At 66.5% G+C, this 22,318-nt stretch carries 19 protein-coding genes and 5 pseudogenes; 12 read left to right on the plus strand and 12 right to left on the minus strand.

Annotated features, from left to right (window positions below):
• Positions 1-55: 55 nt before the first annotated feature.
• Entirely contained in the window at positions 56-520 is a 465-nt protein-coding gene (locus C9F11_RS44745) for a hypothetical protein (RefSeq protein WP_138968187.1), read from the minus strand.
• 675 nt (positions 521-1,195) lie between these two features.
• Here C9F11_RS44745 and C9F11_RS44755 point away from each other — a divergent pair.
• From C9F11_RS44755 to C9F11_RS44780, 6 genes are all read left to right on the plus strand, one after another.
• Positions 1,196-1,561 (plus strand): IS3 family transposase, encoded by a 366-nt coding sequence (locus C9F11_RS44755; protein WP_138968191.1) that lies wholly within the window; start codon positions 1,196-1,198, stop codon positions 1,559-1,561.
• Entirely contained in the window at positions 1,551-2,987 is a 1,437-nt protein-coding gene (locus C9F11_RS44760) for an IS3 family transposase (protein ID WP_138968193.1), read from the plus strand. Before C9F11_RS44755 ends, C9F11_RS44760 begins: the two co-directional genes overlap by 11 nt.
• Positions 2,988-3,466: 479 nt before the next feature.
• Positions 3,467-3,769: a hypothetical protein gene (locus tag C9F11_RS44765; protein WP_138968195.1), complete on the plus strand. Its 303-nt coding sequence runs from the start codon at positions 3,467-3,469 to the stop codon at positions 3,767-3,769.
• Positions 3,766-4,779, plus strand: coding sequence for a polyprenyl synthetase family protein (locus tag C9F11_RS44770; protein WP_138968198.1), 1,014 nt, complete (start codon positions 3,766-3,768; stop codon positions 4,777-4,779). Before C9F11_RS44765 ends, C9F11_RS44770 begins: the two co-directional genes overlap by 4 nt.
• Before the next feature lie 9 nt (positions 4,780-4,788).
• On the plus strand, positions 4,789-5,157 hold the full coding sequence (locus C9F11_RS44775; RefSeq protein WP_138968200.1) for a hypothetical protein: 369 nt from the start codon (positions 4,789-4,791) through the stop codon (positions 5,155-5,157).
• A complete protein-coding gene (locus C9F11_RS44780) occupies positions 5,154-6,287 on the plus strand; it encodes a terpene synthase family protein (RefSeq protein ID WP_138968202.1) in 1,134 nt (377 codons plus the stop codon). Before C9F11_RS44775 ends, C9F11_RS44780 begins: the two co-directional genes overlap by 4 nt.
• Before the next feature lie 46 nt (positions 6,288-6,333).
• Here the strand turns inward: C9F11_RS44780 and C9F11_RS44785 are convergent, their stop codons facing one another.
• The 3 genes and pseudogenes from C9F11_RS44785 to C9F11_RS44790 all read right to left on the minus strand — a co-directional run bounded on the left by C9F11_RS44785 (position 6,334) and on the right by C9F11_RS44790 (position 9,176).
• Positions 6,334-7,158 carry an IS110 family transposase gene (locus C9F11_RS44785; RefSeq protein WP_249402342.1) on the minus strand — a complete coding sequence of 275 codons (825 nt, stop codon included), beginning with the start codon at positions 7,156-7,158 and terminating at the stop codon, positions 6,334-6,336.
• Entirely contained in the window at positions 7,095-7,598 is a 504-nt protein-coding gene (locus C9F11_RS49325) for an IS110 family transposase (protein WP_249402315.1), read from the minus strand. The genes C9F11_RS44785 and C9F11_RS49325 overlap by 64 nt, the downstream gene beginning before the upstream one ends.
• 288 nt (positions 7,599-7,886) lie before the next feature.
• Positions 7,887-9,176: pseudogene (locus C9F11_RS44790) on the minus strand (IS256 family transposase).
• Positions 9,177-9,226: 50 nt separating this feature from the next.
• Between C9F11_RS44790 and C9F11_RS44795 the strand changes: the two are divergent.
• Positions 9,227-9,709 (plus strand): IS110 family transposase, encoded by a 483-nt coding sequence (locus C9F11_RS44795; protein ID WP_269078177.1) that lies wholly within the window; start codon positions 9,227-9,229, stop codon positions 9,707-9,709.
• 263 nt (positions 9,710-9,972) lie between these two features.
• Positions 9,973-10,284, plus strand: a pseudogene (locus C9F11_RS44800) (transposase); the annotation flags it as partial.
• Here the strand turns inward: C9F11_RS44800 and C9F11_RS44805 are convergent.
• The 4 genes from C9F11_RS44805 to C9F11_RS49330 form a co-directional block, all read right to left on the minus strand.
• Positions 10,282-11,724, minus strand: a complete 1,443-nt coding sequence (locus tag C9F11_RS44805) for an IS701 family transposase (protein WP_138968206.1) — start codon at positions 11,722-11,724, stop codon at positions 10,282-10,284. The pseudogene C9F11_RS44800 and the gene C9F11_RS44805 sit on opposite strands and share 3 nt — an antisense overlap.
• A 59-nt stretch (positions 11,725-11,783) precedes the next feature.
• The gene (locus tag C9F11_RS44810; protein WP_138968809.1) at positions 11,784-12,398 is read right to left on the minus strand and encodes an IS630 family transposase; all 615 of its coding nucleotides are present in this window, start codon (positions 12,396-12,398) and stop codon (positions 11,784-11,786) included.
• A complete protein-coding gene (locus C9F11_RS44815; RefSeq protein WP_138968208.1) occupies positions 12,395-12,880 on the minus strand; it encodes a winged helix-turn-helix domain-containing protein in 486 nt (161 codons plus the stop codon). Before C9F11_RS44815 ends, C9F11_RS44810 begins: the two co-directional genes overlap by 4 nt.
• 430 nt (positions 12,881-13,310) lie before the next feature.
• Positions 13,311-13,517, minus strand: coding sequence for a hypothetical protein (locus C9F11_RS49330; protein ID WP_249402343.1), 207 nt, complete (start codon positions 13,515-13,517; stop codon positions 13,311-13,313).
• A 560-nt stretch (positions 13,518-14,077) separates the two neighbouring features.
• Between C9F11_RS49330 and C9F11_RS49335 the strand changes: the two genes are divergently transcribed.
• The gene (locus C9F11_RS49335) at positions 14,078-14,509 is read left to right on the plus strand and encodes a hypothetical protein (protein WP_249402344.1); all 432 of its coding nucleotides are present in this window, start codon (positions 14,078-14,080) and stop codon (positions 14,507-14,509) included.
• 1,086 nt (positions 14,510-15,595) lie between these two features.
• The gene (locus tag C9F11_RS44825) at positions 15,596-16,468 is read left to right on the plus strand and encodes a terpene synthase family protein (protein WP_138968213.1); all 873 of its coding nucleotides are present in this window, start codon (positions 15,596-15,598) and stop codon (positions 16,466-16,468) included.
• Positions 16,469-16,512: 44 nt separating this feature from the next.
• On the opposite strand, the gene C9F11_RS49340 is transcribed toward C9F11_RS44825, so the two are convergent.
• On the minus strand, positions 16,513-16,650 hold the full coding sequence (locus C9F11_RS49340; RefSeq protein ID WP_249402345.1) for a hypothetical protein: 138 nt from the start codon (positions 16,648-16,650) through the stop codon (positions 16,513-16,515).
• Between the two features lie 337 nt (positions 16,651-16,987).
• On the opposite strand from C9F11_RS49340, the gene C9F11_RS44835 reads away from it, so the two are divergent.
• The gene (locus C9F11_RS44835) at positions 16,988-17,335 is read left to right on the plus strand and encodes a hypothetical protein (protein WP_249402346.1); all 348 of its coding nucleotides are present in this window, start codon (positions 16,988-16,990) and stop codon (positions 17,333-17,335) included.
• On the opposite strand, the pseudogene C9F11_RS44840 reads toward C9F11_RS44835, so the two are convergent.
• Both C9F11_RS44840 and C9F11_RS44845 read right to left on the minus strand, forming a co-directional pair.
• Positions 17,314-17,816 (minus strand): annotated as a pseudogene (locus C9F11_RS44840) (IS5 family transposase); the annotation flags it as partial. The gene C9F11_RS44835 and the pseudogene C9F11_RS44840 sit on opposite strands and share 22 nt — an antisense overlap.
• 4 nt (positions 17,817-17,820) lie before the next feature.
• Positions 17,821-17,997: pseudogene (locus C9F11_RS44845) on the minus strand (IS5/IS1182 family transposase); the annotation flags it as partial.
• 335 nt (positions 17,998-18,332) lie between these two features.
• Here C9F11_RS44845 and C9F11_RS44850 point away from each other — a divergent pair.
• Positions 18,333-20,426 (plus strand): recombinase family protein, encoded by a 2,094-nt coding sequence (locus C9F11_RS44850; RefSeq protein ID WP_249402410.1) that lies wholly within the window; start codon positions 18,333-18,335, stop codon positions 20,424-20,426.
• A gap of 20 nt (positions 20,427-20,446) precedes the next feature.
• On the opposite strand, the pseudogene C9F11_RS44855 reads toward C9F11_RS44850, so the two are convergent.
• Positions 20,447-21,139: pseudogene (locus C9F11_RS44855) on the minus strand (IS5 family transposase); the annotation flags it as partial.
• Positions 21,140-22,318 lie beyond the last annotated feature (1,179 nt).

A 22,318-nucleotide genomic window follows, 5' to 3' on the forward strand; every position in this document is an offset into this window, starting at 1 on the left:
CGAATTCGCCAACGGTGTCCTTGTTGTGGTGTAACAAGGATCAGGCTTTCTCAGGTTACGACGTCTGATTGAGCCGAAAGGTGAACTTGAACTCTGCGGGCAGCAGGCCGACCAACGGCTTCTGCAGTGTGCCGATAGCGTCGCCAGTGGTGTTTCGGAAGTCGCCGGTGCCACCTGTGACAGCGTAGTTAATGACATTAGGCAGGCCGGTCGTCAGTGTCATGACAGTGCTGGTGTGGATTTCACCTCTCTGGCGGCCGACCGAGTCGAAGCGGAAGATGACGTCGCAGTGACTGGTGAAGGTCACCGGGACATCGGATACATGCGTGACCACACATTCTCCGGTCGCCGCGCCGATCTGTCTTCCTGTCACGTCAAAAAGATCGGCGTTACCGGTGAACGGTGCCCCCAGGGACGGGGTGGCCGGTACTCCGAGTTCGGTCTTCGAATAGATCTCGAAGGTCTCCTCGGCCTTCGCCACAGCCTGCGGCGTACTGATGCCGCAGGCAGCCATAGCCATGGCAACAGCACACAAAGAGTGCACTGCCCTGAGTCCGCCTGGCATCCACATGGAACGGCCCTCCTGCCTACTCGTATACTGGTCAGCACATGCTGGTAACGGCGTGGCGCCGGTACGGCTCACGGCGGGGAGGCCGCACATCACTATGGCCGGGCGGCGACGTATAGCGCATGCCGTGGACGGCGGACGAGTGACGGTGGAGCACGCCCGACTGGCTCTTGGGGCAAGAGGCCTGAATCATGGAGTCGTGTCCAGGATCCAGGGCGAAGGGCCCTTCCCCCCGCAGCTACCTCCCCAAGGCGGCATGGACTCGATCTCTGAGCCGCCCCAAGGTTCTCGGACAGTAGTCCCCGATAGGGTCATGGTCCGGAACGGTGGAGAGAGCACGTGGCACCCAAGCGTAGGAAGTTCAGTCCCGAATTCAGGGACGAGGCAGTGAAGATGGTAGTCGTGGAGTCCCGGGCGATAGCCGAGGTCGCACGGGAAATCCAGGTGAACGAGGGAACTCTGGGCACCTGGGTCAGCCGGTACCGGCAGGAGCATGCCGGCGAGGAACCGCCCCTTGAACATCAGCGAACGTGCCCGCCTGCGTGAGCTGGAACGCGAGAACCGTGAACTGCGGATGAAGACCGAGTTCCTGGGGAAAGCAGCGGCCTTCTTCGCCCAGAAATATCAGTGACGGAGAAGTACGAGTTCATCGACGGCGAGTCCGGTACCTGTCCCGTGCGGCGGATGTGCGCCTGGGCAGGTGTATCCACGTCGGGTTTCTGCCACTGGCGTTCCCGGCCGCTGCTGGCCACCGCGGGACGCCGTGCAGAACTCAAGGAAATCATTTGCCAGGTCTTCTCCGACGCGCGCGAGACCTACGGCTGCTGGCGTGTCCACGCCGCCCTGAAGAGGATGACCGTGCAGGCCGGACCGGAGCTGGTCCGCGCCCTGATGCGCGAGCTGGGCCTGGTCCCGTGCCGGCCACGGCCCTGGCGGCTGACCACGGTCACCGACGGCACGGCACCGTTTCACACCCGACCTGATGGCCCGTGACTCCACCGCGGACGCACCCGGCCGCAAACTGGTCAGCGATATCACGTATATCCATACCCGGGCCGGGTTCCTCTATCTCGCGACGGTTATTGACTGCCATACCAAGGCCATGACCGGCTGGGCGATGGCCGACCACATGAAGACCTCGGTCATATCGGACGCGGTCGACATGGCGGCACTGAACACCAACTTCACCGACGGCTGCATATTCCACTCGGATCGCGGCAGTCCATACACTTCTCGGGAACTCCGGGGGAAACTCAGTTCGTTGGGACTCAGGGCATCAGCCGGCCGTACCGGGGTCTGTTGGGACAACGCCATGTCCGAATCGTTCTTCGGCGCTCGGGATGAACCCCGAAACCCTCCGGGGCTGGGTGAAGAAACACAAGGCACGCCAGGAGCCGGCGCCAGACGCGGAACTGACGCTCAGCGAACGAGCACGCCTCAAAGAGCTGGAACGCCGGATCCGCGAAGCCGAGATGGAAAACACCTTCCTCAAAATAGCCGCAGCGTACTTCGCGGGGGATCCCCGGCAGCGAGCACGTACGAGTTCATCAACGAGACGCGGCTCGACACGACGGAGTACGCGTACAGCGTCGGGTACAGGTGCAAGCGACTCGGCGTCTCCAAATCCGGCTACTACGACTGGCGAGGCCGTCCCGAATCCGCGACAGCCGAACGGCGTGAGGAACTGAAACTGCTCATCACGAAGGCGTTCGAGGACTCCGACAGCACCTACAGCCACCGGCGCATCCACGCACAACCGCACCGCCGGGACGTCACCGCCGGCCTGGAGCCGGTCCGCCGCCCCATGCGCGAACCGGGCCTGGAGCCCAGCCAGCCGAAGCCGAAACGCTTCGGCCTCACCCAGGGCACCCCCGGCCCCGCGCCTGACCTCGCCGGCCGGAACTTCACCGCCGACGCTCCCGGCCAAAAGCCGGTCGGGGACATCACCTACGTGTCCACCAGTGAGAGGTGGCTGTACTCGGCGACCGCCATCGACCGCCGCACGAAGGAAGCCATCGGCTACGCCATGGACGACCACTACCACACCCCCCTCACATCCCGGGCCATCCGCAACACAGCCCGGAACAGGAAACTCACAGACGGCACAATATTCCACTCGGACCGCGGATCGAACTACAGGCCAGCCGAGCACGGTGAGACATTGAAACACCTCGGCCTTCCACGTTCCGCCGGACGGACCGGGACCTGTTTCAGTAACGCTATGACGGAATCATTCTTCGGGGCGCTGAAGAACGAGCGTGTATCCAGGATGACTTACCTGACACGCGAAGCCACCCGGCAGGACATCACTCGACACATCGAATCCTGGCACAAACACAAACACCTCCACTCGGCAGTGGGTAACCGCCCACCTCGCGAAGCCCACACCGAATACCAGACGCTGCACATCACGGCGTGAAGTCATCACCAGACACCTGCCCGGAAAGCGCGAGACCCCTCACCCGACGCCGCCACTCCTGCCTCGGACAACGCAGTCCCATCGCCTACGAGACAGCACTCGACACAACATCAACTACCCTGGCCCGAGCCGTATAGCCCGTGTCCAAGATTCCGGGTCAAGCCCCGTACACCGCGGAGTTCAAACGGGATGCGATCGCGCTCGTCGGCTCCACGGGTCTTTGACCGTGAGAGGGAAGCCTGGCGTGATGGCATGGCGGGTTCGTGGTACTTGAGGCGGGTTGTCCGGTTCCGGGGCTTCACGGACGACTGGGGTTGCGGTCCGCTGGTGGGCGTGGACAGACATGAGTCGTCCCGAGCGAGTCTGTCGGATGAAGCTGGGGAGCTGACCGGGCCGGTCATCACCGCCTGGATGGCGAGACATCCCTGGCCTCGTCCAGGAATCGTTCCAACTCAGCCCAGCGAGGGAGGAATGACGTCATGAACGGACCAGTACCATCGGCGCGATCGGCCTCGGTCGGGTTCGCGCCGGGCTGGCTGCCCGTGCTCGGCCATGCGGAGAGCGTCGTCGACGGGCAATGCGGCAATAGGCATGCCCACATCATGACGATCCTGGCCACCCGAATGTCCCAGTGGCCCCCGATTGTGAAGGGCTCGGTGGACCTCAGCCGGTGGCAGCAGCTCATGCCCGCCGTGTTCTGCGACCTGCGCCCCGACCCCTGCAACCCTGAACGCCGTGTCGACGTGCACCCGTGGAACGCCCCATCGCCAGGTGCGCCATGACCACCACCGGCACACCGGCCGTGGCCGAACTGTTCGCGCAGGCCCGGCACCTGATGGAACCCGAGCTGCGGGCCGTGGTCACCGGCCTGCACCCGAAGTTGGCCACGATCGCCGGCTACCACATGGGCCTACTCGACCGGGACGGCCGCTACCAGAATGCCCACGGCGGAAAGCTGCTGCGCCCCGCCCTGACGTTCCTCGCCGCCCGTACCGTCGGCGCCCAGCCAGCCATGGCGATGCCCGGCGCGGTCGCGATCCAGTTGGGACACGAGTTCTCGCTGATCCACGACGACATCACCGACCGGGACCGGGTCCGGCGCGGCAGGCCGACCGTGTGGACCGTATGGGGGATCGACCTGGCGATCCTCGCCGGGGACGCCGTGCACGCCCTGGCGGAGACCGTCCTCGCCGACCATCCGCGCGCGGCCAAAGCACTGGCCGACGGGATCCAGGGAATGTGCGCGGGCCAAGCCGACGACTTCACCCTCCCAGCCCGCTCGACCGTGACGATGGCCGACTACCAGCGCATGGTCGCGGGCAAGACCGGCGCGCTCATCGTCGCGTCCTGCCAACTTGGGGCGCTGCTCGCCGACGCCGAGCAGCCATCGGTGGACACCCTCACCCGGGTCGGTGCTCAGCTCGGGTTCGCCTACCAGGCGGTGGATGACTGGCTGGGCATCTGGGGTGACCCGGCCGTCACCGGCAAACCCGTCGGGGCGGACATCGCCGAACGGAAACCCTCCCTGCCGATCATCACAGCCCTGGCTGCGGGTGGCCCGGCGGGAGAGGATCTCGCCACGATCCTGGCGACCGACGGTGACCTCACTGAGGACCACATCGCGTCGGCCACCGCGCTGCTGAGCCAGGCAGGTGCCGACCTCACCACCCGCGACCACGCACACCGACACGCTCAGCTCGCCGCCGAGGCACTCGATGAGCTGAGCATCCCGGTGGATGTACGCCGTGGCTGGGACTCACTGATCACGTTCATGGTCAACAGAATCACCTAAATTTCCGGGGTGTCGATGTTCGCCTACTACTGCGCGAAGTGTAAATCGGAACAAACCGATCCCAGACTGGCGGAACAGTTCGCGAAAACACTCGGGTTGAACCTATGGAAACCGAAAGACGAGGTTTCCTACGACTATCCCACTGGGGCATTGGCCTGTCGGGCCGCGATCGACCAAGCGGCCTGTGTGATCTGTCAGCCGCCCATCGGTAACGACTGTTCTTGGGAACTGGGTTACGCCATGGGAACCGGCAAGAAAGTCTACATTCTGGGTGCACTGGAAATCGACGACTGGATGACGAAGATCGGCCTTCTGCGGGTGAACGTCTCCACCGGAACGATTTCCGAGTACTGGGAAGAGGCGGATTCGGTGTCATGACCGACAAGACCGGTGGGGTGTTCCAGTTCAACGACGCGTACGGGTGTCCGGTCCAGCGTGTGCACGGCTACAGCCGGGACGATCTTGCCGACGGGATCGGGCGGGTTCTGCCCTGGATGCGTACCCGCCTGGTGATGAGCTATGCGCGGGTCATGGACTCGGTGCGTCGCGAACTCGGGCTGGTCCCACGTGGCAGCGGCATCCAGGAGTGGATCCTCCCGCCGCTCGGGGGCGATGGCAGGCGTGTCAAGGCGGATGTGCGGCAGTGGGCGTTGCGACGAGGCTTCGTGGCGCCCGAGCACTCTGACCGACTCGACAGCAACCTCATGGCGGACATCGTGTACGCGGTGCTGCACGACCTGGGCATCGAGGTATGCCGGGTCGTGACCATGTACTGGGAGGTGATCATCAATCTGGATGACGACGTCATCGAAAATGGGCGACTCTCCCCCGCCTATCCCGCCACGATCCAGACAATCATCGCCTCAGGACGGCTGCCCGACGATCCAGACCCCTACCAGATCGCGTTTCGGGACCTTCGTGAGGAGATCCGCGGTCTCAATGGAGACTGGATGCTCCCACTTTTCGCGCAGTGCGTGGCCACAAGCCTGACCGGATGGCTCAGGGAGCAGCAATGGCGGCTCGACGGCGCGTTTCCCAGCTTCGACGACTACCTGACCTACGCGACCGACAACGGCCTGATCGAAGGAGCGCTTCTCCTGTCCCGCCTCACGCCGGGAGGAATCCCCCGCAGCATCACCGCACCGACAGAACTGGTACACCTGGAACGCGTCACGGGAACACTGTGCCGCCTGACCAACGATGCCGTCGGCGCCCTCCGCGAAGCCAGACAGGGCAGTGCGTCCGTGTTCGTCGTCATCATGAACCAGTACGGGCTGTCCCCCGTGCAATCCGCGACGTTCCTCATCGGCGTCATCGACTCGATGCTGATAACCCATGCCAGCCTCGGCGCACTCGTCCGCCGCTCACCCGCGCACCAGCCGTACGCACAACGCCATGTCGATCTCGCCGACCGGATGCTGTGCGGAGCCTACGCCTGGGAGTTGTCCACCATCCGCCAGGAGGCAACCGACTCCCTGGCGCCCGTCCCGATCCTCGACCCGACATGACGGGTGTGATGAGGGTCTGACACGAGAATAGAGTCAACCGTGCAGGTCAGCCTGCTGTGATGGGTTCGAAGCGGATGGTCAGACCGAGGCTGTTGGCCTCCTTGGTCATACGGCGCATGGCGCGTTCGGGATCGCGACGGGTGAAGTGGTCGGCTCCGAGATCTCGGTAGGGCTCGTGGTCGTGCAGGACGTGCCAAATGGCGATCACGAGTTTGTGCATCACCGCGACGAGGGCGCGTTTGCCGCCTCGTCTGGCCGACAGGCGGCGGAAGAAGACTCCGAGGTAGGAGTCCTTTTCCCTGGTCGCGGCCATGGCGGCGACGCCGAGCAGGCGCTTGAGGTTGGTGTTGCCGGGGCGGGTGCGGCCGGACTTGCTGATTCCGGCGGACTCATTCTGGCCGGGGCAGACCCCGATCCAGGAGGCCAAGTGGTGGGCGGAAGCAAACTGCGCCATGTCGCCGCCGGTCTCGGCGATGATGATTTCTGAGCCGAGGCGGCCGATGCCCGGGATGGTCTGCAGGATCTCCATGTCTCGCTCGTGGCCGGCCAGCAGTTGGGCGATGCGGGCGTCGAAGTCGGCGATGACGTTCTTCCAGCGGTCGATCTCGTCGAGGTAGTGGCGGACCATGAAGGCGTGGTGGTCGGTGAACTCGCCGTCCAGGGCATCGATGAGGGCGGGGATCTTGTTGCGGGCCTTGCCGCGGGTGAGGTCGGCCAGACGGTCCGGATCGCGTTCGCCCGAGATGAGGGATTCCAGGATCGCCCGGCCGCTGGCGCCGGTGATGTCGCTGAGGACGGCGGAGAGCTTCATGCCGGTGTCCTCGAGTTCCTTCTCCAGCCGCTGGGCCTCCCAGCCTGCTGCCCGGACCAACTCGGTGCGGCGGCGGGTGAGATCACGCAGTTCCCGGATGTCACGGCTGGCACGAAGGAGGCCATCACCATGCCAGAGGCGCCGGCGCGGGCAAGGAAGGCCGCGTCGCCCGGATCGCTCTTGCGGCCACGGATGCCCTTGAGGTGGGCGGGGTTGACCAGCATCAGATTCAGATGCGGCTGCAGCAGGTAGTACACACCGCGCCAGCAGTCCGAGGTTGCCTCCATGACCACCACCTCGGCCCGGCGCTCGAGCAGCCAGGCCAGCAGGCGCCGCACCTCGGCGGTAGTGGTGCCGAACCGCTCGGTCTCCAGCGACCAGCTGCCGGCCCGCTTCGTCGAGGGAACGCGGACACAGGCCGGCAGGAACCGCTTGCCCAAGTCCACTCCCGCGGACCGCAGATGGATGACCTCGTCCTTCACGTCCTGGAGCCGGGGCATCATGGTCTCCTCCCGCGTGGTGCGTCCGTACTCGGCGGGTGCCCCGGAAGAGCCAAGGGAGATGGCGGAGTCCGACACACGTGCTCTGGCAGCGGGGATCCGATGCCCTGACAACAATCCGTGGTCCCCTGGTCGGCACCCATCGCCATCCTGTAAAACGAGCTCGCTCGCATCGCAGGCCCATCGGCTGACCGGGACGCCCGGCCCGATTTTCCCGTACCCGAGGTGATCAGCGCAGCGATCTCGCCCACCTGTAAATCGAACGGTGTTTCTGGGGTTGTTGGGGGTTCAGCGGCGGGCGGCGGTGAGTCGTCCGTCGAAGGTGGTCTCGAAGGCGTTGAGGGCTGCCTTCCATCGCTGTGACCAGCGTTTGCGTCCCTGCCCTGTCGGGTCGAGGCTCATGATGGCCATGCAGACGCATCTGATCGCGGCCTGCTCGTTGGGGAAGTGCCCGCGGGCCCGGACGGCCTTGCGGATCCGTGCGTTCACGCTCTCCATGGCGTTGGCCGTGCAGACAACGCGCCGTATCCCGCTGTCGAACTGGAGGAAGGGCACGGACTCGGCCCACGCGTTCTCCCACAACCGCACGATCGCCGGGTACTCGCCGCCCTAGGCGTCGCGGAGCTCAAGGAACCGCTCCCCCGCGATGTCCTGAGTGGCGGCGGTGCGGATGGGCTTGCGCGCGCGTGCGGTCCTGTCCCAGTCCTGCCGGGCCGCGTAACGGAACGACGCCCTGGTCAGGTGAACGGCCCAGGTCTGCGTGATCGCCTGGGGCCAGACCGCCGCGATGACGCCGGGCAGAGCCCTGAGACCGCCGCAGACGACCATGCAGATGTCTCCCGTCCCGCGATTCCTGATCTCGGTCAGCACCCGCAGCCAGTACTTGGCACCCTCGCCACCGCCGCCGGCCCGCAGTCCGAGTATTCCCCCGGTGCCCTCGACGGTGACTGCCAAGACCACGCAGACCGGCCTGTCGGCGGCCTCGCCGTCCCGTGGCTTCACGCGCACACAGTCGATGAACAAGACCGGACAGACCCAGTCCCACCCGCTGCCCTGCCATTCACGCATGCCGTCGATCACCTTGCCGATGACCGTGGAGACGGTCGCCCTGGACACCCCGGCACCACAGACCCCGGCCAGGTGAGCGGAGATCTCGCCGTGCGCCAGACCGCGGGCGGACAGCGACAGCACCATCTCGCCGACACCGGACAGCCGCCGCTGCCGCTCCTTGACGATCTGCGGCTCGAACAAGCCCTCACGGCCGCGGGGCACCTCGACCCCGACCGGACCGGCCTCCGCCGTCACGGTCTACGCACCGGCGCCGCTGCGGGTATGGCCCGAGGCCGTCCTCTCGTGCTCCTCATGCCCCAGACGGCCGGTGATCTCCCCCTCGAGGGCGGACTCGAGGATCCTCTTCGCCAGCTGCCGCACCAGCCCGCCCTCACCGGCGAGCTTGATCCCGCCAGCCTGGGCACGGCCGGCCAGCTGACTGACCAGCCGGCCATCCACAGCGTCCGGCACCCGCCCCGCCGGCCGGACTTCCTCCACGGCCTCAGCCCACACCATCACACCTGTCATCAGGTGCCACTCCACTCTCAAGATCCACCGCTGACCGTACAGACACGGACCTGGACAACCTCGACACGACCCCCGGTATCGGCCGCCTGGCCGCCGAGATCATCATCACCGAGACCGGCGGGGACATGGCCCAGTTCGCCACCGCCCAGCACCTGGCCTCCTGGACCGGCGTCTGCCCGGGCCAGAACGAATCAGCCGGGGTGACCAAGTCCGGCCGCACCCGACCGGGCAACGCCAACCTCAAACGCCTACTCCGCATCGCCACAATGTCAGCGATCAGAAACAAGAACTCCTACCCGGCGGTCTTCTACCGCCGCATCGCTGCCCGGCGAGGCGGCCGACGCGCCCTGGCCGCCCTCATGCACAAGCTCGCCATCGCCACCTGGCACGTCCTGCACGACCACATCGCCTACCGCGAACTCGGCGCCGGCCACTTCACCAAACGTGATCCCGAACGTGCCATGCGCCGCATGATCAAGGAGACCAACAGTCCCGGGCTCACCGTCCGCTTCGAGCCCATCACAGTGGGCTGACCTGCCCGGTTCACTCCATTCTCGCGTCAGTCGCCTCCCCCCAGCCCAAAATCCCAAGCCCGCCAACGGAACACCAGGCCACAACAACCCCACTACTGCAGAACTACAGCTCCGTCACAGAGACCCCTGTGCAGTACCGGCCGGGTTCCGCCGGGTCCTCAGTCGACGTTAAGTCCGATCTTCCTCGGTTCGTGATCGCTCGATCGTGGTACTGATCGCCGTGCCGGGCACGTGCTGGTCATGTTCATGCTGAGATGCGGGTCATGGAGAGAAAGCCGTACCCCAGCGACTTATCGGACGAGCAGCGGGCGTTGATCCAGCCGATGATCACGGCCTGGAAGCAGGACCGGGTGGCGCGGTCGGCGACCGGGGATCCCGGGACCTGCGACCTGCGGGAAGTCGTGAACGCGATCTTCTACCAGAACCGGACGGGCTGCCAGTGGCGCTACCTGCCGCATGATCTGCCGGTCTGGCCGGCGGTGTTCTACTACTTCACGCTGTGGCGCCAGGACGGTCTCGACCAGCGCATCCAGGAACTCCTGCGCTGCCAGGTGAGGGAGAGAGCCCGCCGATTACCGGTAGTTCGTTAAATCCGGCGGTAGAGGTCGAGGGGTTTGCCGGTGGTGACCGCGTCGATCAGGGACTGGAGGTGAGCGGGTGGGTCCTTGTCGGTCCAGGCCTGCCACCAGCGTTGCAGGGTGGTGGCGGGGGTGAGCCAGGCCCGGATGGCGCGTAAAGCCCTGGGCCAGCAGGGCAGTTGGGGCTGGTGGGGCATGGGGGTGCCCCCTCTCTGCCCGGTCGTCGGGGCAGGGGTCGGGAGCGGTGGTGTCCACGGGTCCGGGTGGGGCGAACCATTGGTCCCAGCAGAAGGAGAACGCGCAGTTCACCAGGGTCTGGTGACGTGCGATAGCGCGGGCGGACCGGACCTGGAAGTCGGCCCACCCGAGCTCGTCCTTGATCTGTTTGTAGCTCTGCTCGATCCAGGGCCGCAACCCGTACAGCCGGACGATCTCGGCGAGGTCGGCGGGCGGGTGGGGGTCGGTGGCGGCGTGGGGTGCGTCGGGGTGGGGCAGGTTGGTGGCCAGGTACCAGGTGGCCTTGGGCGGCAGGGTGGCCGGGTCGGTGGTGGCCACGACCAGCCGTACCCGGTTATGGGGTCCCCAGCCGCTCAGGCGGGCGTCGGCGGCCCACCAGGTCTCGGTGTGCCCGTCGCGGAAGTGGCGCTCAACCGGTGTCCAGTCGCCGGGGTGTTCGGGGTCGTGCCAGGCCAGGGCGCTGGCGGCGTCGACGGGGGTGTGCGGCTGGTGGGCGGGTGCCCAGGTGCCGCGGTGCGGCTTGAGGTGAACCACGTAGGGCAGGCGGGCCTCGCGCAGCGCGAGATACCAGTCGTCGCTGACGGAGTAGGCGCAGTCGGCCACCACCGCCCGGCACGCGAAGCCCGCCTCCTTGCCCCGGGCCGTAAGAGCTGCGGCGATCTGCGGCTTGGTGCGGAAGGCGGGATCACGCCGGCCGCGCGGGAAGTGGTGGGCGGGGGTGTAGGGCTGGGCGTGCAGCGGGTAGTACACCCGCCCATCGGTCCATACCGTGGTCACTGTGACGATGCAGTTGTCTGTCTTGCCGTACCGGCCCAGCCACTGCCGGCCCACGTGGGCGGTGGCCGTGCCGTCCTTGCGGTCTCCGGAATCGTCGATCACGATGACCCCGCCCGGGTGCGGAGCGGTTTCCGGCTGCTCGCGCAGCAACTCAAGCCGTCTGCTGTTGACTTGCCCGGCGTCCCAGGCAGACTCGGACAGGAAGAACTGCAACCGTTGCACCGCCGGGTTGCGGGCACCGACGACCGGTTCCGCACCGGCCAGACAGGTCAGCGTCTTGTTCCGGTCCCGCGGCGCCAGCAGGCCCGTGAGGTACTCGCGGAATCCCCGCCGTTGGGCCAGGGAGGCGAACAGGTCGTCGAAGCACGCGGCATACCTCTCCAGCGGTCCCGGCGCCGGTGGACACGGGCGACGAGCGGTCATCGTCACCACCCCCACCATCCGGACTACCGCTGCCCTGCCCCCAAGTCAACGAACTACCGTTACTGGTCTCTTCGGGGTGTTGTCGGGTGGTAGTCGGTGATGGTGAGTCCGGTGCTGGCGAGGCATCCGTCGATGAGTTCGGGGTGGTGCTGGATGTGCCGTAGTCCGCGGCGGAGGGTACGTTCGAGGTGGTCGTCGTCGGTGAAGGCGACGCTGGCCAGCGGTCCTCTGCGCAGGAGCGACCACACTCCCTCGACCGGGTTCAACTCCGGCGCGTAGGAGGGAAGGTGGACAATAGTGAGCCAGTCATGGGCATCGGCGTACTTGCGTAGCGCGGCGGCTCTGTGCGTGCTCAAGTTGTCCCAGACGAGCACGATGGGGGCGCCGAGCTGGATGTGCGCGCGCACGGCCAGGTCGCGGTAGTCGCACCAGTCGAAGCTCCTGCGTCCGGAGCGATTGGGGGACGGGTTTCGCCTCGGCCGAAAGATCAGCCTTGAGGTCTCGCCGGGCTTGTAGCAGCACATTGCGGCGATCGAGTAGCGGCGCCAGGACCGGCCCCGGACCTGCACCACGGGCGTGTGGCCACGTCGGGCCCAGGTGCGGGCGATGGACGGCGTCATTGCAAATCCGGCCTCGTCCTCAAACACGAGGTAGGCCCCGAGCGTCGCCGCTATAGTTCCACCTGCGGCCACACCTCCTTCTTCCACAGCTCGACCGCGCGCTCGTCTCGTTCCAGGGCACGACGTGCCGGGCACTGCCAGGACCAGCCGTGCCGATGCATGAGCCGCCACACGGCCGCCGACGAGCACACGACACCGAAGGTGCGGGCGATCAGTTCTCTGACCCGCTGGAGCGTCCACCGCTGGTCCTCCCAGCCGTGTGCGGCCGGCCCCCGCGCCAGCTCAGCCTCCAGGGCGGCGAACTGGCCATCGGACACCTTGGGCAGCTTCGCCGCCCCCGATGAGGCAAGACCTCCCATGCCGCCGTGCCGCCACGCATGCCGCCAGCGTTCCACCGACCGCTCACTCACCCGCAATTCCCTCGCGATCGCCGCGGTCTTCTCACCCCGCTCGAACCGCTGACCGGCCTCAAACCGGATCCCTTCACGGAACCGCTGCCGCTCCGGAGTCAGCCCTCCACCCTGCGCATACCGCATAGTCCCGGCTTACCGCAGGGATCAAGGAACGTCACCACCCGACAACACCCCGAAGAGATCAGTAATGTTCTATGACTCAACACTGGTGCGTTACGCGGTGAATGCATGGGCCGAGGGGCTTTGGTCCTCGGTTCTCGGGTCGTTGTGCCCTAAATCGTGGCAACGGAACTCCTGTAGATCGACTTGTTGCGAAGCGAGTGCATCAAGAAGGAGTCCCGTTGCAGGAGCAGTCTGTCATCACCCGGACGGTCAGGGTGGCCCAGGGGGTGTTCGCGCCGGGGCATCTGGGCGAGCTGACCAGGATCGTGGACTTCGCGCTGGTGGACGCGGTGCTGGAGAAGACCGGGAGGCGCGAGAAGCGGCTGCGGGTGCTTCCCCCGCGGGTGGTCGTGTACTTCGTGCTCACCCTGGCCCTGTTCGAGTCGTGCTCCTACCGGGCGGCCTGGGCGGCGATGACGGCCTCGCTCACGCGGCTGGCGCTGGTGCGTCCCGCGGTCTCCTCGCTGTCGCGGGCCCGCCGCCGCGTCGGCGTGGCGCCGCTGAAGCTGCTGTTCGACACGCTGGCGGGTCCGGTCGGGGAGCGCGGGCGGCCGGGGGTGTTCTGGCGGGGCCTGCGGTGCGTCGCGGTGGACGGCACCCACCTGCACGTTCCCGACGATGATCAGGTCACCTGGCGCTACCCGAAGCGGGCGGGCGAGGTGCGGGAGTTCGGCTATCCGCTGCTGCGGCTGGTGGCGCTGGTCGAGTGCGGCACCCGGGCCGTGCTGGCGGCCGCCTTCGGCCCCAAGGACGAAGGCGAAACCACCTACGCCCGCCGCCTGCTGGCCGCGCTGGACCCCTCGATGCTGCTGCTGGCGGACGCCGGCTTCGACGCCAGCCGGTTCCTGGCCGACGTACACGCCAGCGGCGCGCAGTTCCTGGTGCGCTCCTCCGCCCGCCGCGTCCCCACCCCCACAAAACGCCTGCCGGACGGCTCCTACCTGGCCCGCATCGGCTACGGCGTCCTCCCCGGGCTGCTGACCGTCCGCGTCATCGAGGCCGAGGTGACCCGGACCCTGGCCGACGGCACCACCACCCGCGAACAATGGCGGCTGCTCACCAGCCTGCTCGATGCTGGCCGCTACCCGGCCGACGACCTGGTGGATCTCTATCACCGCAGGTGGCAGTGCGAGACCACCTACCTTTTCGATCAAGGCGATGCTGCTGGACGGCCGTGTCCTGCGCTCCCGCAGCATCGACGGCTTCGACCAGGAGGTCTACGCCCTGCTCACCGTCTACCAGGCCCTCGTCCGCGCTGCCGCGGACGCCGTGCACGACCGGCCCGGTCTCGGCCTGGACCGCATCAGCTTCACCGTCCTCCTGGCCACCGCCCGCGAGCATGCCGTCCTCGGAGCGGGCATCCTCCCCGCCCCGGGCCCCGTCGACCTCGCCGGCGCCATCGGCACGGCCGTCCTCGACGCGCTCCTGCCGGCCCGGCGACGGCTGCGCGCCAAGGCCCGCAGCCGCAAGAACCCCACCAGCAAGTACAGCGCAAACGCCGGAAAACACCCCGCGACCAGCCAGAACTACACCCTCAGCATGAAGATCACGTTCTTCGAGACAGGACTTGAAAGCCGCCACAAAAACTAAACGCACCAGTGTTGACCGTTCTATTTATAGTCCCGCGCGGGGCGGCTCAGATGCGGGGCGCTCCGCACAGATCGGGGGCCGTGCAGATCAGGGCCTATGCGCTGGGTGCTTCTCGTGCTCCCGAGAGGGGGCGGGGCGTCGTTTCTGCACTGAGGCAAGGTGGGCAGGTACGGGTCAAGGACATTGCTCTTTCAATTGTTGGATGTGGTGGTCGGTATCCCTGCCTCGCGTCCCCCGCCTTTCCCGGACTCTGGACAAGAGGCTCGCCCCGAGTGCCGGGGGCGTATCGCGCCCGGCTGCATCGGCGGGTGCCTTGTCCCAGGGCGGGGACGAACTATCGGCGCTGGCGGGGTATGGCTGGGTGGGGGCGGTGGCTCCCGGGCCGGTGTTGTCGGCAGGTGCTGTGGGTGGCCATCGAGGTCTGGCTTCCCGGGCAGTGGGCTGGTGCTGTGTCCGGCGTCCTTGCCGCTGGTCGACGCGCTTGTCCGCGGCGGGCGGAGGGTGCGCACCGGGCCGGTGGAGGCATTGCCTCAGGGTCAGGCGTCGCCGTTCCGGCTGCGGATCAGTCCCGTCCCCGGCGGCGGTAGCCAGGGCGGGGCTGAGGGCTGTGCTGGCGGCCGGTGTCCCGCAGGGCAGCGACGGTCATGCGCTGGCTGGCCTCTCTGCGTTTGTTGCGCGCGGGCATGGAGCGTGCCATCCAGACTGCAGAAGCCCTCCTCGACCGGCGGCTGGGAACGTCCTGCACGCGGAAAGGCGCGGAGCGAAAACACCCCCGACGGTGCCTCGGTCGGTGTATCTCGTGTATCTGAATCGGCCGCCCGCAGTTCGTTGGACGGCTGGATCTACCACCGGGGCGGGCATAGGTTCGATCAAGTTTCTCAAGGGTCCTCAGCATTGTGGCCGGTTGGGCGAGGAAGGCCTTGTGCCGAGGGCCGTCGGCCCGTCTGAAAGGGGTTCTCCGTGGTCGTTCGTGTTCCGGCCGGGCTGCTTCCAGGAGTCAGCTTCCGACTGCCCGAGGTCGCCTGCCGCACCCGGCCACGCGTCAACACGGACTATCCGACGATCTATGAGGACAATGCGGATTGGGTGGCGGATTTCTTGCCGTTCCCGAACGCGGAGGCGAAGCGATGGATGCTGGAGTGCCGGTACCCGATGTGGGACTCGCTGGTCTTCCCCCGCGGGCTCGCCCAGAGGGTGGCGCACTCCTCCCAGATGACGTCGCTGATGTTCGAGGTCGACGACATCGCCATACTTCAGCAGGCCCTCTTCCGGAACGTCGCGGACGCCTGGGGCGCTGATCACCCCTACGGCGCCGCGTTCGCCGACGTCCTCGCCAAGTTTGAGCGGAACATGCCCGAACGCCTCTACAAACGCTACCTTCAGACATGGCAGGACTGGTCCGACGCGGTCCTCAGAGAAAACGGCTACCGCCGGAGTCGGGAGCTTCCCGACTTCGACACGTACCTTGACCTGCGCCGGGTCTCTGTCGGGCTGTTGCCCTACATCGTCACCGCGGAGTACGTCCTCGACCTGGACCTGACCGATCTGCTGGCGGCAGACCCCGACCTGGCGCGAGCCGGAGACCTCGCGGTGGAACACGGGATGTTCGTCAACGACCTCTTCTCCTGCCGTGCCGAATGCCTCAAAGGCGACTACTTCAACGCGGTGGGCGTCCTCCTGCACAACAGCGTCCCCACCCTCCAGCACGCCGTGGACCTCATCTGTGACCGCATCCAGCAGGCGGACCAGGACCGCGCTGCCCTGGGCGAACGGCTTCACCACAGATACCCCACCCCGGCCATGCACACCTACCTCGACACCCTCGACGACTTCTGCGCGGGCAACCTGCGCTGGTCCTTGGAGACGACCCGCTACAACGGCACCGGCAACGCCTGGAACGGACTGCGCACCGGAAGCGTCACCTTCCACCACGACCGGACGGCCATCACCCGCGAATGACACAACACGAGCCTGCTCTTGCCGGAGGTGTCCAGGACGCGAGGTCAAGGCCCGTCGATGATCTCACCCTTGAGGGCGGACTCGAGGATCCTCTTCGTCAGCTGCAGCAGCGCGCCCTCCCCGGTGAGCTTGATCCCGCCAGCCCTGGGCGCGGTCGACCAGCTGACTGACCAGCTGGTCATCCAGAGCGTCCGGCGCCAGCCCCGCCAGCTGAACTTCCTCCACGGCCTCAGCCGACACCGTCACGTCTGTCATCAGGTGTCACTCCACTTTCAAGATCCACCGTACAGACCCTCGAACTTGCGTGTGGGTGCAAATGGTCGCGCACCGCCCGGGATTGCGGGCTTCGGGCGCTCGGTAGATGCGCTGAATGCGCCCTGCGTGTGGAAGTCGTGCGTGCACTACCCTCGCATCGCGGACGTGAACACGTCAGGGTAGCTCTGCTATCGAGGGGTGAAACAGTCCTGCATTGCCACTCGCATCCATCTGAGAATGTCGATTCATCGCGATGGGGGTCTTATGGACATGCGTTATGAGGCATTCTCGTATGTCGATCCGGTGTTTTACGACTCGCCTGTGCGGTGGGCCACGGTGGAGGAGTTCGACGCCGTCGGTGCTCCCATACCCGTCGGCTGGGTAGGCAACGCGAGAGACGTGTGGGTGGGACGGCAGCTTGCGGGTGTGGTGCTGCCCGACCAGGGTTGGAAGATCCATGTGTCTGCGTGCATGGACAACGCGGAGCACGTCCTGACCGTGGTCGCCGCCTACTGCTACGAGAACCGGGTGGCGTTCAAGTTCCTGCGCAGCCCGGTGCTGGTGCAGACTCAAAATGCTAAGAGATCATCTCATTTGGCCGGTCGGCGATAGCGGATGAGGGTGCAGGCGATGCTGGCGAAGGCAAGGTAATGGATGGCTTTGCGTTCGTAGCGGCGGTGGAGTCGGCGGCATCCTGCGGGCCAGGACATGGTGCGCTCAATGGTCCAGCGGTGGCGTCCGAGTCGTTCTGAGGACTCGATGCCTTTGCGGGCGATGCGGGGTGTGATGTGCCGGGACCGGAGCCATTGCCGCAGGCGGCGGTTGTCGCAGGCCTTGTCCGCATGCAGTTTGGCGGGGCGGCGCCGGCGGGGTCCGCGGCGGGACCGGATGGGCGGGATGCCTCGGACGAGCGGTTCGAGTGCCTGGCTGTCATGGAGGTTCGCGCCCGAGATACCGGCCGGAAGGGGCAGGCCGGTCCGCTCGGTGATCAAGTGGATCTTCGAGCCGTACTTGCCCCGGTCCATAGGATTCGAACCCATCAGGTCCCCCTTTTTTCAGAGGACGTCTGGTTCACGAAGTTTATGGCTGATTGCATTTTATGCGCCTCGCCAGGTTGGGGTGGTTTCGTCGGCTGCTCGCTTCGCGAGGTTCGAGATCATCGCGAAGCGGATCATGCTCTCGGAGTGGGAGGGTTTGGTCTCGTAGTCGCGGGCCAGGCGGCGTGAGTGCATGAGCCAGCCGATGGTGCGTTCCATCGCCCAATCACACTGCACCTATGGATGGTCAGGAGAGTGAGAGGGCGCCGATAATCGGCCGTGAGGGGCTGTTGCGGCTGGTCACAGTGGCCGAGCGGCTGGCGGTCCGTGAGGGGAGCGAACCGTCATGTGCGGCGGAAGCGACGTCGGCCCCAGAAGCCGGTCCGAGCTCATCTGAGCGAACGTGTGTGGGACAGGTTGCCGGAAGTGAACCGGCAAGTGGTCGTTCAGCAGTTGGTGAGGCTGGTCGGCCGTGTGATAGCGCCGGATGAGCGGGGTCGGCCGTGACGGCGGTGATGCCCTGGGAGAGGGCTAACAGCAAGGTATGTGACCGTCACCTGCAGCGGTTGGCGGTGGTCTATGTCCGGCAGTCCACGCGGCAGCAGGTTCTCAGCCACCAGGAGTCGACGCGGCTGCAGTACGCGTTGAAGGACCGGGCCGTCGCGCTGGGCTGGGAGGCGGACCGGGTGCTGGTCATCGACGACGATCTGGCGATGTCCGCGACGAGTGCGGTGGCCCGGACAGGCTTTCAGCGGCTGGTCACTGAGATCGGCCTGGACCACGTCGGCCTCGTCCTGGGCATCGAGATGTCCCGCCTGGCCCGCTCGGGCAAGGACTGGTATCAGCTGATCGAGCTGTGCGCCCTGTCCGGTGCCCTCCTGGCCGATCTCGACGGAGTCTATGACCCGGCCGACTACAACGACCGCCTCGTCCTCGGTCTCAAGGGGACGATCAGCGAGGCCGAACTCCATCTGATCAAGCAGCGGATGTGGAACGGACGCCTGAACAAGGCCCGCCGCGGCGAGCTCGCTTTCCCGCTGTCCAGCGGCTATGTCCGCCTCCCCTCCGGTGAGGTGGGCTTCGACCCGGACGAGCAGGTCCAGACCGTCATCTATCTGCTCTTCGCGCAGTTCGAGCGGATCGGGACCCTGCACGGTATGCTCCGCTACCTCGTCCGCCACGACATCCAGCTGGGCATCCGGCTGCGGGAGGGACCGGACAAGGGCACCCTGGAGTGGCGGAGGCCGAACCGGATGACGCTGCAGACCTTGCTGCACAACCCCGCCTACGCCGACATCTACGCCTACGGTCGGCGCCGGGTCGACCCGCGCCGCAAGGACCCCGCCCGTCCCGGCACCGGGCGGGTCGTCCAGGCCCGCGACGAGTGGCTCGTGATGATCCCGAACGTGCTCCCTGCCTACATCACCATCACCCAGTTTGAGGCCAACGAAGCGAGACTGGCCGCCAACCGGGCCCGCGCCGAGGCCACCTGCGCCGTCCGAAGCGGGCCCGCACTCGCCGCCGGACTGGTCTTCTGCGGACGCTGCGGCAGGCGCATGACCGTGCGCTACCACACCCAGCACGGCCACAACCTGCCCGAGTACATGTGCGTGCGGGAGGTGACCAATTACGGAGCCGACAAGACCTGCCAACTGCTGAACGCCGCCTGCGTGGACGCCTTCGTCGAACAGCAGGTCCTCATCGCACTTACCCCTGCCGCGGTCGAGGTGTCCCTGGACGCTGCCGACCAGGTGGTTGCCGAGCGGGCCGAGCTGGAGAAGCTGTGGTCGCAGAAGCTGGAGCGGGCCGAGTACGAGGCCGACCGGGCCCGCCGCTGCTACCACCTCGCCGAACCCGAGAACCGCCTGGTCGTGCGCCAGCTGGAGAAGGAATGGGAGACGGCCCTGGCCGCCCAGCAGAAGCTGAGGGAGGACCACGAACGCTTCACCCGCACCAGCCCACGCGTGCTCACGGCTGCCGAACGGCAGACCATCACCGCCCTGGCCAGCGACATCGACGGCCTGTGGCATGCGAGGACGACCACGATCACGGACCGCAAGGAGACCGTCCGCGCGATCGTCGACAAGGTCGTCATCACGGTGATCGGCACCACCGAACGTGTGCAGGCCATGCTTGTCTGGGCCGGAGGCGCGACCACCTCCGGCGAGCTCGTCCGCCCGGTCCAAGGCCTCGAGCAGCTCTCCTACTACCCTCAGCTCGCCGCCCGAGTGCGTGAACTAGCTGGCCAGGGCGCCCGTTCCACTGCCATCACCCGTCACTTGGAGGCTGAGGGCTTCCGTCCGGCCAAACGCGGGAAACGGATCACCGAGCCCACCGTTCGCGCACTCATGCGGCGGCTCGGCTGCATGCCGGACCGAGTCCAGCCTCGCCGCCTTGCCCCACCTGGTGAAGAGCCCGGGCCCGACGAGTGGTGGCTGGATCAGCTCGCTGACGAACTCGACATGCCCATGGGCACCCTGCACTCGTGGATCCGCTGCGGATGGCTCACCATCCGCAAAGAGACCCGGCATCCCTACCGCGTCATCGCTCATGCCGACCAGGCCGAACTCGCCGTGCTCCACGAACGACGCACCCGTCCGCCCGGCTGGTACAGCCGCCGACTCTGGGCAGATAGCACCGACGAACTGACGCATCCACATTCATAGGTGCAGTGTGCTTGACCCATCTCGACCACCCAGCGCCGCGGGGTCACCGAGAAGCCTTTGACCTGGGTGTTCCTGGGGACGACGTCCACGTCGATGCCGAGGGCGGCGCCGTATTCGGTGGCCTGGTTCTTGTAGCCGGTGTCGACCCAGGCCTTGGTGACGGTGGGGGTGGTCGACCGCGAGGTGGGTCAGGAGCTGCTTGCCGGCCTCGTTGTCGGAGACGCTGGCCGCGGTGACCATGACCAGCAGCAACAAGCCGAGGGTGTCGACGACGATGCTGCGCTTGCGGCCGACGATCTTCTTCCCGGCGTCGATTCCCTGGGTGCTCGTGGGCACGCTGGAGGCGGTTTGACGCTCTGGGCATCGATCGCGCAGGCGGTCGGCTCGGCTTTGCGTCCCTCCTGTTCACGCACGAGGCGGTGCAGACGGATGCCGAGCTTCTCGATGGTGCCGTCGGTGGTCCAGGCACTGAAGTGGGAGAAGACGGTGGTGTGCGCGGGGAAGTCGTGCGGCAGGTAGCGCCAGGGGATGCCGGTGCGGTTGACGTAGAGTATCGCGTTCATGACTTCGCGCAGGTCGGCGAGTTTGCCGCCGAGATGGAGCGAGGTCTTCTGCCACTCGGCCCGCCAGGCGCTCAGCGTCGGCTCCATCAACTCCCAGCGGGCATCGGACAGATCACTCGGGTAGGACTTGCGGGGCGGCTGCGTCGTCATGACAGTACTGATACGACCGGGAGTTAGCGCCCGTATATCGCTCGTCCGAGTGACCGAGGAGGGCAATGCCGCGCATATTCGAACCGGACAGGAGCTCTCGGGGCAGAACGGGACGACACGCGAGCCCCGCGGCAAGCGATACCCCTCAACATTCGGAGTGAAAGGTATCAATAAGCCCACCTCGGACGGCCGACGAAACAGCCAAACCCGCACGTCAGCAGTATGAACGTCCTCTGAGGCAAAGCCATGCATCAACACCTGGCGGACACGATGAACTGCGACACCAGCATCACCGCGTCTCACCGGACGATGCATCATGCCTGCTCAGAGCCTCGATCGAGAGCTAGATCAAATGAGACGGGACACTCGCGGGCGGTGGTGCGTTGGACTGTGATGTTCCGCCTTCGTCCACCTGGCCCCCGTCTCAGGTGATCTGGTCCGATTCGCTTGTGGTCTCAATTGATCTGGTTCTCGCGGTGTACGGAACGGGCGGTCGCTCGATGGGGGGATGCCTTGCAGCTCCGGGGCATGGCCGCGTATTGGGTGGCCGACGCTGACAGCGAGGGCATCGAGGTAGGTGGCCGTGAGCGAGCCGGTGAGGTCGGGGTCCGCCTGGGAGTACGCGCCAGACGCGCAGGTGGGTTTCGTCGGCGTCGACGGGGTCGAACGGCTGGGATCGCTGGCCCGTTGCTGGGACGAGCCCTTTGAGCGTGCTGCCCCGGTGAGGAAGTTCATCGCGTTCGAGGGGCAGAAGAACTTCACGGGTGAGTACTGGGCGGCGTCCTCGCGTGACCTGGTGGGTTACGAGTCGTGGGTCGAGCGGGATGCCGCGATGGCTCTGGATTTCGACCCTTCGGTGGTGGCGTTGGCCTCGCAGCCGTTCTGCCTGTCCTGGTGGGACGGCGATCGGGATCACCGGCACACTCCCGACTACTTCGCACGGCTGGCCGATGGCACCGGTGTGGTGGTCGATGTCCGGCCGGAGGGTCTCGTCGACGAGGAGGCCGCCGAGGTCTTCGCGTTCACCGCGGAGGTCTGCGCGAGGGTGGGGTGGCAGTTTCGGCTGGTCGGCGACTTGGATCAGACGTTCCGGACGAACTTGCGTTGGCTGGCGCGCTATCGCCACCTGCGCTGCCACCGGGCCTCGGTGGCGGATGCCTTGCGGGAGGTGTTCGCCGA

The sequence above is a fragment of the Streptomyces sp. YIM 121038 genome, assembly GCF_006088715.1.
Lineage (GTDB): Bacteria > Actinomycetota > Actinomycetes > Streptomycetales > Streptomycetaceae > Streptomyces.

Coding starts and splice junctions, on each gene's coding strand:
- C9F11_RS44815 (WP_138968208.1), bottom strand. CDS start 12,880: ATGCGGTATGCGCAGGGTGGAGGGCTGACTCCGGAGCGGCAGCGGTTC.
- C9F11_RS44805 (WP_138968206.1), bottom strand. CDS start 11,724: ATGACCGCTCGTCGCCCGTGTCCACCGGCGCCGGGACCGCTGGAGAGG.
- C9F11_RS49335 (WP_249402344.1), top strand. CDS start 14,078: ATGCTGCTGGACGGCCGTGTCCTGCGCTCCCGCAGCATCGACGGCTTC.
- C9F11_RS44770 (WP_138968198.1), top strand. CDS start 3,766: ATGACCACCACCGGCACACCGGCCGTGGCCGAACTGTTCGCGCAGGCC.
- C9F11_RS44835 (WP_249402346.1), top strand. CDS start 16,988: ATGGACATGCGTTATGAGGCATTCTCGTATGTCGATCCGGTGTTTTAC.
- C9F11_RS44765 (WP_138968195.1), top strand. CDS start 3,467: ATGAACGGACCAGTACCATCGGCGCGATCGGCCTCGGTCGGGTTCGCG.
- C9F11_RS49325 (WP_249402315.1), bottom strand. CDS start 7,598: ATGCCCCGGCTCCAGGACGTGAAGGACGAGGTCATCCATCTGCGGTCC.
- C9F11_RS44760 (WP_138968193.1), top strand. CDS start 1,551: ATGGCCCGTGACTCCACCGCGGACGCACCCGGCCGCAAACTGGTCAGC.
- C9F11_RS44745 (WP_138968187.1), bottom strand. CDS start 520: ATGGCTATGGCTGCCTGCGGCATCAGTACGCCGCAGGCTGTGGCGAAG.
- C9F11_RS49340 (WP_249402345.1), bottom strand. CDS start 16,650: ATGACCAGCTGGTCAGTCAGCTGGTCGACCGCGCCCAGGGCTGGCGGG.
- C9F11_RS44780 (WP_138968202.1), top strand. CDS start 5,154: ATGACCGACAAGACCGGTGGGGTGTTCCAGTTCAACGACGCGTACGGG.